10 protein-coding genes are annotated in these 12,905 nt (G+C 73.9%); 4 read left to right on the top strand and 6 right to left on the bottom strand.

Annotated features, from left to right (window positions below; translation table 11 throughout):
• The first annotated feature begins 35 nt into the window (after positions 1 to 35).
• Complete coding sequence (locus C3492_RS32085) at positions 36 to 1,298, top strand: cytochrome P450 (protein ID WP_181140662.1); 1,263 nt, start codon at positions 36 to 38, stop codon at positions 1,296 to 1,298.
• 102 nt (positions 1,299 to 1,400) lie between these two features.
• Positions 1,401 to 2,189: an enoyl-CoA hydratase/isomerase family protein gene (locus tag C3492_RS32080; protein ID WP_103816154.1), complete on the top strand. Its 789-nt coding sequence runs from the start codon at positions 1,401 to 1,403 to the stop codon at positions 2,187 to 2,189.
• Here the strand turns inward: C3492_RS32080 and C3492_RS32075 are convergent, their stop codons facing one another.
• Positions 2,190 to 2,663 (bottom strand): SRPBCC family protein, encoded by a 474-nt coding sequence (locus C3492_RS32075; protein WP_103816153.1) that lies wholly within the window; start codon positions 2,661 to 2,663, stop codon positions 2,190 to 2,192.
• Positions 2,664 to 2,744: 81 nt separating this feature from the next.
• Positions 2,745 to 3,578 (bottom strand): DeoR/GlpR family DNA-binding transcription regulator, encoded by an 834-nt coding sequence (locus C3492_RS32070; protein ID WP_103816152.1) that lies wholly within the window; start codon positions 3,576 to 3,578, stop codon positions 2,745 to 2,747.
• 260 nt (positions 3,579 to 3,838) lie between these two features.
• Between C3492_RS32070 and C3492_RS32065 the strand changes: the two genes are divergently transcribed.
• Positions 3,839 to 6,553 carry a hypothetical protein gene (locus C3492_RS32065; RefSeq protein ID WP_374938398.1) on the top strand — a complete coding sequence of 905 codons (2,715 nt, stop codon included), beginning with the start codon at positions 3,839 to 3,841 and terminating at the stop codon, positions 6,551 to 6,553.
• Between the two features lie 40 nt (positions 6,554 to 6,593).
• Here the strand turns inward: C3492_RS32065 and C3492_RS32060 are convergent, their stop codons facing one another.
• The 4 genes from C3492_RS32060 to C3492_RS32045 all read right to left on the bottom strand — a co-directional run bounded on the left by C3492_RS32060 (position 6,594) and on the right by C3492_RS32045 (position 11,378).
• Positions 6,594 to 9,032: a right-handed parallel beta-helix repeat-containing protein gene (locus C3492_RS32060; RefSeq protein WP_181140661.1), complete on the bottom strand. Its 2,439-nt coding sequence runs from the start codon at positions 9,030 to 9,032 to the stop codon at positions 6,594 to 6,596.
• A 229-nt stretch (positions 9,033 to 9,261) separates the two neighbouring features.
• Positions 9,262 to 9,867 (bottom strand): hypothetical protein, encoded by a 606-nt coding sequence (locus tag C3492_RS32055; protein WP_103816151.1) that lies wholly within the window; start codon positions 9,865 to 9,867, stop codon positions 9,262 to 9,264.
• 200 nt (positions 9,868 to 10,067) lie between these two features.
• Positions 10,068 to 10,892 carry an MOSC domain-containing protein gene (locus C3492_RS32050; RefSeq protein WP_103816150.1) on the bottom strand — a complete coding sequence of 275 codons (825 nt, stop codon included), beginning with the start codon at positions 10,890 to 10,892 and terminating at the stop codon, positions 10,068 to 10,070.
• 45 nt (positions 10,893 to 10,937) lie between these two features.
• Positions 10,938 to 11,378 (bottom strand): DUF6643 family protein, encoded by a 441-nt coding sequence (locus C3492_RS32045; protein WP_103816149.1) that lies wholly within the window; start codon positions 11,376 to 11,378, stop codon positions 10,938 to 10,940.
• 276 nt (positions 11,379 to 11,654) lie between these two features.
• On the opposite strand from C3492_RS32045, the gene C3492_RS32040 reads away from it, so the two are divergent.
• Positions 11,655 to 12,905: a TerD family protein gene (locus tag C3492_RS32040; protein ID WP_103816148.1), complete on the top strand. Its 1,251-nt coding sequence runs from the start codon at positions 11,655 to 11,657 to the stop codon at positions 12,903 to 12,905.

Here is a 12,905-nt window from a genome sequence, read left to right as displayed (position 1 = left end):
GGTAACGGTAGCGCCCAGCCACAGAGGAGCTCTGCGTGACCGCCGTTGGCGTCATACGCGGTACCACCCCCGACCGCCGAGTCGTCATCCCTCTCCTTCGCCGCCTGAGGTCCGGCGAGGGACTGGCCGACCCCCTCCCCGTCTGGGAAGAACTGCGCGCACTGGGCGATGTGGTGCCCGCGCCCTGGGGCGGGTACTTCGTGACCGGATTCGACGCGTGCAGCCAGGTCCTGCGCGGCAGGAACTGGCTCGTCCCCGACTTCGACTGGCAGGAGCGCCAGCCCGACCCGACGCGCTGGCGCGAGCCGGCGACGCGGGAGATGACACGGACCCTCTCCCGCCTCAATCCGCCCGTGCACACCTTCCAGCGGCGTGCCCTGGGCAACCTCTTCGACCGCGGCACCCTGGAGACCATGCGACCCCGGATCGCGGGTCACGTCACCCGGCTCCTGGACCGCCTCGACTTACAGCTGCGCGCCCACGGCGAGGCCGACTTCGTCGACACGGTCGGCGACCGGCTCCCGATCCACACCGTCGGCCAGTGGCTCGCCATCCCGGCCGAGCACTACCCGCGGATCCTGGACTTCACCCACCGCCAGGTCCACGCCCAGGAACTCCTGCCCACAAAGAGCGAACTGGCCGTCTCCGCCCAGGCCACCCTGGAGATGCGGGACTTCTTCACCCGCCTGATCGCCCACCGGCGCCGCCGCCTTGGCAACGATGTCCTCTCCGACTGGATCCGCTACTGGGACGCCCAGTACCCCGACGACCGCGCGGCGGCGGACCAGACGCTCTACGACCTGACGATGTTCATCACCATCGCGTCGCTGGAGACCACCGCCACCCTGCTGACCAACGCCGTGTGGTTCCTCACCCGGGACCCGGCCCGGGCCGACTGGCTGCGTCGGCACCCCGAACACCTCGACGACGCGATCGACGAGGTGCTGCGCTACGACCCGCCCATCCATCTCAACTCCCGGTACGCCGCCGACGACACCGTCCTCGCCGGCGTACCCGTCGCCAGGGACACCACCGTCCACGTCCTCTACGGCGCCGCCAACCACGACCCGCGGCGCAACGAGAACCCGCACGTGTTCGACGTCCGCCGCAAGGGCGCCCACCTCACCTTCGGCGGCGGGGCCCACTACTGCCTCGGCATGGCCCTGGCCCGGCTGGAGGCCCGCCTGCTGCTCAGCGAACTGCTGGAACGATTCCCCACCCTGCGGCCGACCGCCGGCCCGACATACGCGAGCCGGATGGTCTTCCGGCGCGTCACCTCCCTCACGGTGACGACGTGACCCCCTGGAGGCGGCCTGTCCGCACCTGACGAGACGACCTGCCCGAAAGCGACCACCCGACTCGCCCCGAAGCGACGACATGACTCCCCCGAAAGCGACGACATGACCGCCCTCCCCCTCACGGCTCTCCCGGCCGGCCCCGTACGGCAGACCCTGCGGACCCACCGGGAGGGCCCGGTCCTCACCATCGAGCTGAACACCCCCGAGCACGGCAACACCGTCACCGACGCCCTGCTGGACGACCTCCTGGCCGTTCTCCAGGACCAGGACCCGGCGGTCCGCGTGCTCGTCCTCACCGGGAGCGGCGCCGACTTCAGCCTCGGCGGGGACCGCGGCGAGTTCGCCCGGCACCTCGCCGCCGACCCCACCGCCGGCGGCATCCGCGTGTCGGGCACCAAGGCGCGGCGCGTCTGCGACGCCCTGACCGGCAACCCGGCCGTCACCATCGCCCGCGTCCACGGCAAGGCCATCGGGGCGGGCATGGCCCTGGCGCTCGCCTGCGACCTGCGGGTCGGCTCCGAGGACGCGAGCTTCCGGCTGCCCGAACTCGCCCTCGGACTCCCCACCGCCTGGGGCGGCCTGCTGCCCCGCCTGATCAACGAGGTCGGCGCCGCCCGCGTCCGCGAACTCGTCCTCACCGGCCGGGCGTTCACCGCGGCGGAAGCCCACTCCCTGTCCATCCTGCAGAAGGTGGTCCCGGCTCACGAGCTGGACGCGGCCGTCGACGCCTGGGCCCGGCCCGTCGTGCGCCGCCCCCCGGCCGCGCTGCGCGTCACCAAGACCCTGCTCAACTCCCTTTCGGCCGCCTCCCGTCTGGCCGACGTATCGGCGCTGGACGCGGAACTGATGGCAGCGGTCGTGTCCGAGGCGCACCACGCCCACGGCGGCTGATCATCGCCGGGACACGTACCCGTCCAGGGACGTCACCGCGTCACGGAAGGCGCGCCCCAGGCCCGCGCGGGCCAGCGTGAGGACGAACCGGAACGGCGCCGTCCCATCGGCGGCGAAGGTCCACTGCACACGCGTCCCGCTGCCCCGAGGCGTGAGGCGCCACTCCTCGGCCAGGGCGCGGGCCCCGGGCGCGTTGGTGCGGTCCACGCGGTAGGCGTACACCTCGGGCGCCTTCGCGACGAGCACCGTCTCCGCGAACCGCCCCCCGCCCCACAGCCGGATCTCCCGCCCGGAGCCGCCGTCGGTGGCCCGGGCGAGCGTCACCGCCGAGAACCACTCGGCCCAGCCGGGCACGTCCTCGGCGAGCGCACGGTAGACCCGCTCGGGCGAGGCGGAGATGTTCCGTGCGAAGACCAGGCGTACGGGCGCGGTCCCGATGAAGCCGGGATCCACCGGGCGCAGACGACGAGCCATGGACGAAACCCCCTCGTGACACTCCCGCAGACGGTTGACGCACATCGTCAACCGAGCATCGTCACCCTAGCTGACGGGCTATCAGATGTCAGTGCCGTCCTCGTCGCCGGGCTCGCCCGCCACCAGCACCCGCAGATGCTCGGAGATCTCCGCGCGCGCCTCGGCGGGCAGACCGGCGTCGGTCACCAGCGTGTCCACCTGCTCCAGCGCGGCGAACGAACTCAGGCCCACCACACCCCACTTGGTGTGGTCGGCGACCACCACGACCCGGCGTGCGGAATGCACCAGCCGCCGGTTGGTCTCGGCCTCCGCGAGGTTCGGCGTGGACAGGCCGGCCTCCACCGATATGCCGTGCACCCCGAGGAAGAGCAGATCGAAGTGGAGCGCGGCGATCGCCTGGTCGGCCACCGGCCCCACCAGCGAGTCCGACGGGGTGCGCACCCCGCCGGTCAGCACCACCGTCGCCGCCCCCTGCCGCTGCCCCGAGGTCCGCTGCGCCGAGTGGAAGACGTCCGCGACCCGCACCGAGTTCGTCACCACGGTCAGGTCGGGCACCTCCAGCAGATGCTGCGCGAGCGCGTACGTCGTCGTACCACCGGACAGCGCGATCGCCGCCCCCGGGCTGACCAGGCGGGCCGCGGCGCGCGCGATGTCCTCCTTGGCGGTCAGCTCCAGCCCCGACTTCGCCTCGAACCCCGGCTCGTGCGTGCTCGCCTCGACCACCGGCACCGCGCCGCCGTGCACCTTCTCCAGCACGCCCTGGCGGGCGAGCGCGTCCAGATCGCGGCGCACGGTCATGTCCGAGACACCGAGCTTGCGGGTCAGTTCGTTGACCCGTACCCCGCCCCGGCGCCGGACCTCGTCCACGATCAGGGCGCGGCGCTGCTCCGCGAGGAGGTTCTGATTCTCGCTCACGTACGCTCCGGTCCTTTCGCCGCCATCCGTCCGACACGCCCGGTGCACCGGCTCCGACCAGGAAGTTCCCTCTGTCCGGCAGTGCGCGGGCGTCCCATCTTTTCACGGGTCGGCACCGGTTGCGCCACCGCGTCGCGACCCGTCCGCCGTCACACGGTTCGGGGAGATTCCGTGACGAGAGGTGTACGCGACCGCCGGACCGGCGATCCTGAAGCGCGCACGACACAGGCGTCAGGCGTCACGGGGGAAGTGTCAGAACAGTGGGAAGCGCGCAGGAGCGCCGGGCGGGACAGCGGGAGCAGCGTCCCGCCGGGACGTACGTGGGCCGGCCCGGGGAGCCACCGGAGACCGAGCTGGAACTGCTGGTGCACGGGGTCGGCGGGACCACGCCGGAGAAGATGCTCGGCGACCCGCGCACGGTCCGGGTCACCGGCGACGACACGGCCGCCGTCTTCCGGCGCGCCGAGGACACCGAGGCCGCCCCGGACGGCGGGGGCGCCGGGGCAGGGGCGGGGAGAGGGCGCGGGCGGGAGCCCCGGAGCGGACCGGTCCGGGAGGCGTACGTCTGGTGCAACCTGACCTCCGGCGACGGCAGCCGCGCCCTGTGGCTGTTGCTGCTGCCGTTCATGGTGGTGAACCTCGCCCACTGGATGCGCCCCGCCGCACCCGGCCGACCACGTGTCGTCCGGCTCTACGGCCTCCTGGTGCGTCTGTCGGCCCTCACCCTGACCGTGCTGCTGGTGGCAGCCGCCTGCGAGGTGGCGCTCGACCTGGTCGCCTGGCAGTGCGCGGGCGTGCAGTCCTGCGTCCGGCGCCACTCCTGGCTGGGCTTCCTGTCACCCGCCGTCGGCGGTTGGTGGAGCGCCCCCGGCCGCCGACTGGCCCTCGCGGCGACACTGCCGGTCATGCTGACCGGCCTGCTGTGGTACCTCTCCCGCCGCACCTGGCGCGCCTACGAGTCCCACCGACCGCTGTCCTCCACCCCGGGCCCGACCGGTGACGACCAGGAGTCGGCCGGCGGCGGGTCTTGGCCGCCCGGCGAGGAACCCGCCTTGGCCAACGGTGGACCGGTGCAGGGAAGCGGCGGAGCCGAGTCGGGCAGTGGTGGGCCGGCCCTGGCCGGCGGGGGATCGCAGCCCGACGGGGGCGGACCGGAGCCGGCCGGCGGCAGTGCGGAGTCCGGCAGTGGTGGGCCGGTCTCGACCGGCGGGGAATCGGAGCCGGGCCGGGGCCGACGGGAGCCGGCCGGCGGTGGGCCCGTGCCGGGCAGGGGCCGGCCGGAGTCGGACAGTGATGGCGTCGAGCCCGCCGCCCACGGCAGTGCGCTGGCCCGGCCCGGGTTCTGGTACGGGCGCCGTCTGGTCGCCCGGCTGCGCGCGGCGCACACCGCGGCCGGTCTGCTCACGGTGGCCGCCGCCGTCACCACCCCGGCGGCCCGCTTCGACCACCGACCCGGCGGCCCCGTGGTCCTGGACGTCCTCGGCCTGGGGCTGGCGGCCGCGCTGGTCGTCTGCGGGGCGGCGGTGGTCGTGGTGGTCTGCCGCCGGGGCCGCAGCGAGAGACGGCTCGACCAGCGGCTCGACCGGCACCTCGTACGCTGCCTGCCGCTCGCCGCGCTTGCCCTGCTGCTGCTCGGGCTGGTGTACGCCGGCTGGTCCCGGCCCGGCTGGCGGTCCACCGGCCGGCTGCCCGGTGACCCCTCCTTCGGCGCCCTCATGCTGGCCCAGGGCCTGCTCGTCGTCGCCCTCGCCGCCGTGGCCGGGTACCTGCACCGGCGCCGCCCCGACCCGCGCGCCGCGATGCGCGGCCTCGGCGGTCCCGCGGTCGCCCTGCTCGCCTGCGCGCTGGGCGGCGTGATCTCCGGCGGGGTCGCCCAGCGCGTCGCCGACTGGCTGGACGGCACCCGCGCCCTGCTCACCGGCCCGCCCGTCCTGCTGACCTGGCAGGCGTCCGTCATCCCGCCGCTCCTCGCGGTCCTGCTGCTCCTGGTCGCCGGGCTCGCCCTGCACACCGCCCGGCTCGCCCGAGCCGAACGGGAGCGGGTCCGCCGCGAGCACCCCGGCGAGCCCGAGGACCCGGCCCGCACCCGCGCCATCGCCCACGCGCGGGCCATGGCCACCCTCACCGACCGGGCGCCGCTCGTCGTCGCCGTACTCACCGCCACCACCCTGGTCCTGGGCTCCGTGGCGCTGGCCGGGGCCCTGGCCACGAGGAAGACGCCCGACGGGGCTGCCCACCGCACCCACCACCTCGTCCAGGCCGTGGCCGAGACCTCGCAGGCGCTGGGTTCCTGGCTGGTCGGCCTCGGCTTCCTGCTGTTCGTGACCTGGGGCAGGCGGGCCTACAAGGACGCCTCGGCCCGGCGCACCATCGGCATCCTCTGGGACGTCGGCACCTTCTGGCCGCGCGCCGCCCACCCCTTCGCACCGCCCTGCTACGCCGAGCGCGCGGTGCCCGACCTGACCTGGCGCATGGCCACCTGGACCCGGCGCAGCGGAGGCCGGCTGGTGCTGTCCGGCCACTCCCAGGGCAGCGTCCTCGCCGCCGCGGCGGCCTGGCAGTCACCGCCCTCCGTACGCGGGCGGGTCGCCCTGCTCACCTACGGCTCACCACTGGAGCGCCTGTACGGCCGCTGGTTCCCGGCCCACTTCGGCCCGCCGTCCCTGGCCGCCCTGCACCACGAGATCGACTGCTGGCGCAACCTCTACCGGCGCACCGATCCCATCGGCGGCCCCGTCCGCGTCCCCGACGACACCTCCCCGGACGTGGACCACGAGCCCCTGCGGGACCCCCTCGCCTACGGCCGCACCCCGGACCACCCGCTGCCGGCCCCGATCCTCGGCCACTCCGACTACCAGACGGACCCCGCCTTCACCCGCGAACGGGCCCGCCTGCTGACCCGTCTGCACCCGGAGCTGCCGGGCCAGCGCCCCGAGCCGGGGCCTCGGACCGGGACCGCCGGACCCTCGGTGTGACGTGGTCGACGGGCCTGCCCCGACCGGCCCACGGGACGGCTCAGGGCAGATCCGGCAGGTCCTCCGCGTAGAGCAGGGTCAGGTCGTCGGTGGTCGGGTCGGGCAGCTGGGCGACGCGGCTCGCGTGGCGCTCCACCATCGCCTCGAAGGTCTGCCGGGCGGTGCGGCCGTTGCCGAACGCCGGGCCCTTCGGGATCGCCGTGAAGTACTTCAGCAGCGCCTCGGACGCGCCCGGCGCCAGCCGGTACTCGTGCTCGTCCGCCTGCTGTTCCACGATCCGCAGCAGTTCCTCGGGACCGTAGTCGCCGAAGGTGATGGTGCGGGAGAAGCGGGAGGCCACGCCCGGGTTGACGGACAGGAAGCGCTCCATCTCCGCGGTGTACCCGGCGACGATCACCACCACCGCGTCCCGGTGGTCCTCCATCAGCTTCACCAGCGTGTCGATGGCCTCCTTGCCGAAGTCCCGCCCGGCGTCCTCCGGGGACAGCGCGTACGCCTCGTCGATGAACAGCACACCACCGCGCGCCCGCTCGAAGGCCTCCTGGGTGCGGATCGCCGTGGAGCCGATGTGCTCACCGACCAGGTCGACCCGGGACACTTCCACCAGATGGCCCTTCTCCAGCACGTCCAGCGAGGCGAGGATCTCGCCGTAGAGCCGGGCGACCGTGGTCTTGCCGGTGCCGGGCGAGCCGGTGAAGACCAGATGCCGCTTGACGGAGGCCGCCTTCAGCCCCGCCCGCTGCCGGCGCCGGCCCACCTCGATCATGTCGGTCAGCGCCCGGACCTCGCGTTTGACGCTCTCCAGGCCGACCAGCGCGTCGAGTTCCCCGAGCACGTCCTTCGACGTGCGCTGGGGCTTCTCCGGCTCCGCCACGGAGACGGGCGGAGCCTGCTCCGCGGCCCGCTGCCCGGGGAGCGCGCCGAGCAGGCCCGCGGACTGTGCCGCCGTCTCCACGGCCGCCTCCCGGACCGCGGGCGCCCGGACACCGCCGCTCTCGTCGCTGGTGCAGTCCTCCACGACCGGTCCGGTCCCGGGACCCGCGTCCGGGCCCGCGTCGGCGAACTCGTAGCCGCCGCGCGCGCACCGCTCCGTCCGGCATCTGCGCAGCGTTGTACGGCAGCCGTCGATCACATGGAAGCCGTAGCCGCCGCTGCCGGTGACCCGGCAGTTCAGGAAGCTGCCCCGGCCGCCCGCGGAGACGTAGAAACCGGCCTCCGAGGGGGAGTCGACCGTGCACCGCTCGATGGTCGGGTCGGCGCCCTTGGTGACGATCACACCGGTCTGGGTGCCGTCCAGGCCGCAGTTGTTGAGCGTGCCGCCGCTGCCGTGGTCGCGGAACCAGGCACCGGTGGCCGCGTCCCTGATCCGGCAGTCGTCCAGCTGCGCGGTCGCCCCGTCGCTCACCGACACGGCCGTGTTGCGCACCTGCGACAGATCGCTGTCGACGACGTCCGCGCGGGAGCCGCGGTCCAGGACGAACAGCGCGTCCGGCACGTCGTGCACCCGGCAGGATTCCAGTACGGCGGTGGCCCCGTCGCTCACCCACACCGCCGGGTAGTCGCCGGTGCTGTCGAAGATCTCGCACTGGTTGGCGTCCACCCGGGTCCCCGGGTCCCACACCGACAGGCCGTTGCGCCCGAACCGGCGGACCGTCGTACGGGTCAGCGTGAGCACCGAGCGCGAGCGCAGGTCGACCGCGTTCTCCGGGATGTCGTGGAGGTGGCAGTCGGCGAGCGTGAGCACCGCGTCGGTGTCCAGGGTGATGCCGTCGGCGGTGGTGCGGTGCACCTCGCAGTCGGTCAGGTGCGCGGTGGCCCGCTGGGTGACCTGCACCCCGGAGCCGCGCACCTCGTAGATCTCGCAGCCCACCGCCTCCACCGAGGTGTTCTCGCCGGTCGCGGTCAGCCCGGTACCGGAGGCGTGGTGCACCCGGCAGCGCTCCAGCCGGGGATGCGCCCCGCCGCGCACCGCCACGCCCGCCTGTCCGGCCGCGACGACCTCGCACTCCTCGAACACCCCGCCCCCGCCGTCGAGTACGGAGATGCCGATGCCGGCCGGGTTGTCGACGGTGCACCGGCGAACGGTCGGGCGGGCGTCGCCGCGCACCTCGATGCCGGCGGCGGACCGCGTGACGATCCGCACGTCCAACAGCTCGGGTGTGCCCTCCTCGACCAGCAGCGCGGGCGCCGCCGCGTCCTGCCCCTCGATGTGCAGGTCCTGCACGACGGCCGAGGCCCGCACGGTGAGCGGAACGCCGTCCACCGGCGCGATCCGCACCGAGCCGGACGAGCCCTCGGGCCCGCGGAGTGTCACCGCCCGCTGGACGACGAGGTTCTCCCGGTAGGTGCCGGGGGCGATGGTGAGGACGTCGCCGTCGGCGGCGGCCTCCAGGGCGGCGGCGAGCGAAGCGTACTCACCCGTGCGGCGCCGCCACCGCGAAGTACCGGTGTGCGTCACCTGGACCGTGCCCTGTGCCATGGCGTTGCTGTGCCCCCACCTCGTCGTACTGATGGCTCGCGGCCCGCGGGGCGCTGCCGCCGGTGCCCGGACCGGGACCGTGCTCGGCCCCCGGGGCGTCAGTGCGTCCGCGCCCCTGGAGACCTGTGCGCCCCGGGGTTCACGCACCCGCGGGTTGTCGCCGAATACGCTTCGGCCGGTCCACCGTAGCGCGTGCGTGGATGCCGAGTTGACCAGAGCCGGAAGGCCGTCAGCTCCCGGTGCCCGCCTTGCCCCAGTCCGGACCCGCCCGGTCCCAGGCCTGGTCCCAGCGCGCGTACCGCCGGCGGACCAGGCGCCAGACGGTCAGACGGCGCCCGCCCTCGATCAGGGCCGCGGCCAGCAGCGCCGCGCCGACTCCCGCGAGCACGGCGTGCGTCGTGGCCGTCGCGGAGTCCAGCGGGCGGGTCGTTATTCGGCCGTGCGGATCGGTCCACAGCCGGAAGTGGTCCCCACGGTGCGGGGACTTGAGGTCCGCCAGGACCGGGCCGTGCTGCGGGGTGCCGTCCGGCGCGGTCCAGTCGGCGAGCACCCGGCTGCCGGTCTCGCGCGCGGAAGTGGTGTCGGGGTCGGCCTCCGGCAGGGCCCCGCCCAGCTCCCGCACCACGGTGGCCTCGACCGGATGGCGCGTGTGCTGCTGCAGCCGTACGGACCGCTGGAGCGAGTCCTGGGCGGCGGCACCGACCAGGCAGCCGGTCACGGGTACGGCCACCACGATGAGCAGCAGCGCCACCAGGGCCACCCACGCCTCGGCCAGATCGGTCGCGCGGCACAGCGGATTGCGCCGCCAGCGCCACAGCCCGCTGAGTGCTCGCATGTCCCCACCCCCTCCGGTCCGCCACGATCCCCGGCGTCCGCGCTCGCCCCCGGACCGGACCCGGTGCGAGCGATGCACGTCCGCCGCGGTACCTGACGCACGCGGCCCCTCACGAATTTCTCACGCTGCTCAACGCCCGGCACCCGCCCCCTGGTTCCCGGTCCGTCGGATCACACCGACGGCAGTGCGGGGGCCGGTCCCTACCCCAGCACCCGCACCGGGTCACCGACCCTGACCGTGCCGGGGGAGAGGGGCACCAGGTTCTGGCCGAACAGCAGCCTGCCGCCGATCCTGCGGTGGCGCGCCAGGGTGCGTAGCGGTTCGCGGCCCCGTACGGCCGTGGCCTGGTCGGTGGTGGTCACCACACACCGTCCACTCGGCTTCGGGGCCCGGAAGACGACCTCGCCGACGGCGATCCGCGTCCAGTGGTCCTCGGCCCACGGCTCGGTGCCCGCGACGACGACGTTCGGCCGGAACCGGTTCATGGGCAGCGGGCCCTCGTGGGCGTTCGGCCCCTGCGCGATCAGGGAGTTCAGGGCGTCCAGCGAGGCCACCGTCGTGACCAGCAGGGGGTAGCCGTCGGCGAAGCTCACCGTCTCGCCGGGCAGGGCGTACTCGGGGTCGACCGGGCGACGGGTGGCCGGGTCGTCCATGTGGACCAGGCGGACCTCGGACCCCAGATAGGCGCTGCACCAGGCGTGTGCGGCCGGGCCGGCCGGGACCCCCTCCACCTTCGTGCCGAACACGTTCACCGGCACGGTCGCCGCCGGCTCCGGCACCTCGACCGTCAGCGGCGGCCGGCCGGGCGCGGACAGACGAAGGCCGCCGCCGGTCAGAGGCTCGGCGGCGGCCAGGGCGAGACGCGGCTGCTCGCGCTGCGTGACGACCTTCCCCCCGTGGTCGATCAGCGCCCAGCGCCGGTCGCCGGCCAGGCCCCAGGGCTCCACGACGGCCTCCCGGGGCGAGACGCCCCGGAACGCCTTGACCGGGTGGACGTGGATCGACTCCACTTCGGCGTGTCCCATGCCGTCCATCGTGCCAGGCGGCACGGACAGCCGGGGCGCGAGCGGTCAGTAACCGCGGTACTGCTGGTTGTTGTACGGGTCCTGGTAGGGAGCCGGCGCGGGCCGCGGCGCGGCCGGGCGCATGGCCTCGTACCCGTTGCCCGGTGCCATCGGCCGCTGCTGCTGCGGGGCCTGCGGACCGGGGTAGCCGCGCGGGGCGCTGGCCTGCTGCGGGATGTACGCCGTGGGCGCCTGCTGCAGCGGTGCGGGCTGCTGCGACTGCGGGTAGCCGTAGGCGGGGGGCTGCTGCTGGACCGGTGCCGCCGGGAGGGCGGGGAGGGCCGACGGCAGGGCGGGCAGGCTGCTGCCCGTGTCGTAGGCGGCGGGGACCCGGATCGGGGCGATCTGCGGGGTGCCCCGCTCGGCGACGAGCGAGTCGTAGATCGGGGTGTCCGGGAAGGAGGCGGAGTAGTAGCCGCCACCATAAGTGGAGCGGGGGGAGGTCATGGCACATAAGTTAAGCCCACGATGTGCTGGTTGGGGAGACCGATAAGAGGGTTGTTTTCCGTGTCGGCAGGAGCCTGGGATCCCCAATACGAGCGAACTTGGCAAAAAGGGACGCCGATCCACGTTTGGATCGTGTAAAGGCCGCGTTCGTCCCGGGTTACCGGCGGTTGACCGGCGATCTTCCTGTGCCGCTCATGGGCGGGCGACGCACCCGGCAATAGGTTGTGCGGGTAGGGATGAGACGGACGCGGGGCGAGACCCCGGAGCCGACACCTGATGGGGGCGGACATGTCAATGCCGAAAGGATCCAACACACCGGTGCCCACCACGGCGCTGCGCGTCGAAGTGGGCTGGCGCTCCGGCCCCGGGATTCCGGACGCCGACGCCTCGGCGCTGCTGCTCGTCGCCGGAAAGGTGCGCTCCGACGGGGACTTCGTCTTCTACAACCAGCCCGCCCACTCCTCCGGCGCGGTGCGCCACGAGGGCAAGCGGACCACCGGCGGACGGGTCACCGACACCCTGTGGGCCGACCTCGCGCGCGTGGAGGGCGCCGTGGAACGGATCGTCCTCGCCGCCTCCGCCGACGGCGGAACCTTCGGGCAGGTCCCGGACCTCTCCATCGAGGTGACCGACGCCGCCTCCGGCCAGGTGGTCGCCCGCTTCGACAGCCCCGGCGCGACCGTCGAGACGGCCTTCGTGCTCGGCGAGTTCTACCGCCGCCAGGGCGCCTGGAAGTTCCGTGCCGTCGGCCAGGGCTACAGCAGCGGACTCGAAGGCCTGGCGACGGACTTCGGTATCACCGTCGACGAACCGCAGCACACCGCACCGCCCACCGCGCCGGCCCCGGTCACCACGCCGCCGCGCCCCGCCACGGCCCCCACCCCGCCGCCCCCGGCGCAGCCCGTCCGCCTCTCCAAGGTCACCCTCACCAAGGCGGCCCCCTCCGTCTCGCTGGCCAAGCAGGGCGGCACCTCCGGGGCGATGCGGGTGAACCTCAACTGGCAGACACGCAAACACCCCACGGGCTGGGGCCGCTGGGGCGGCGGTGGCGACATCGACCTCGACCTGTGCGCGCTGTACGAACTCACCGACGGCCGCAAGGGAGTCGTACAGGCCCTCGGGAACGCCTTCGGCTCGCTTCACCGGCCGCCGTACATCCACCTCGACGGCGACGACCGCACCGGAGCCGTGGCGGCCGGCGAGAACCTCACCGTCAACCTCGACCACAAGCAGGACTTCCGGCGCATCCTCGTCTTCGTCACCATCTACGAGGGCGCCCGTTCCTTCGCCGACCTGCACGCCACCGTCACCCTCCAGCCGCAGCACGGCGCACCCATCGAGTTCTCGCTGGACGAGTGCACCGTCGACTCCCCGGTGTGCGCGCTCGCGCTGATCACCAACACCGGCGGCGACCTGCTCGTCCAGCGCGAGGCGCGGTATCTGGTGCCGGAACGCGGATCGAGCCCGCAGCGGACCATAGACCGCGCCTACGGCTGGGGCATGAACTGGACGCCGGGCCGCAAGTGA

The organism is Streptomyces sp. Ru62, from assembly GCF_002920615.1.
Classification (GTDB): Bacteria; Actinomycetota; Actinomycetes; order Streptomycetales; family Streptomycetaceae; genus Streptomyces.
This window is presented reverse-complemented; position numbering and strand designations above follow the sequence as displayed.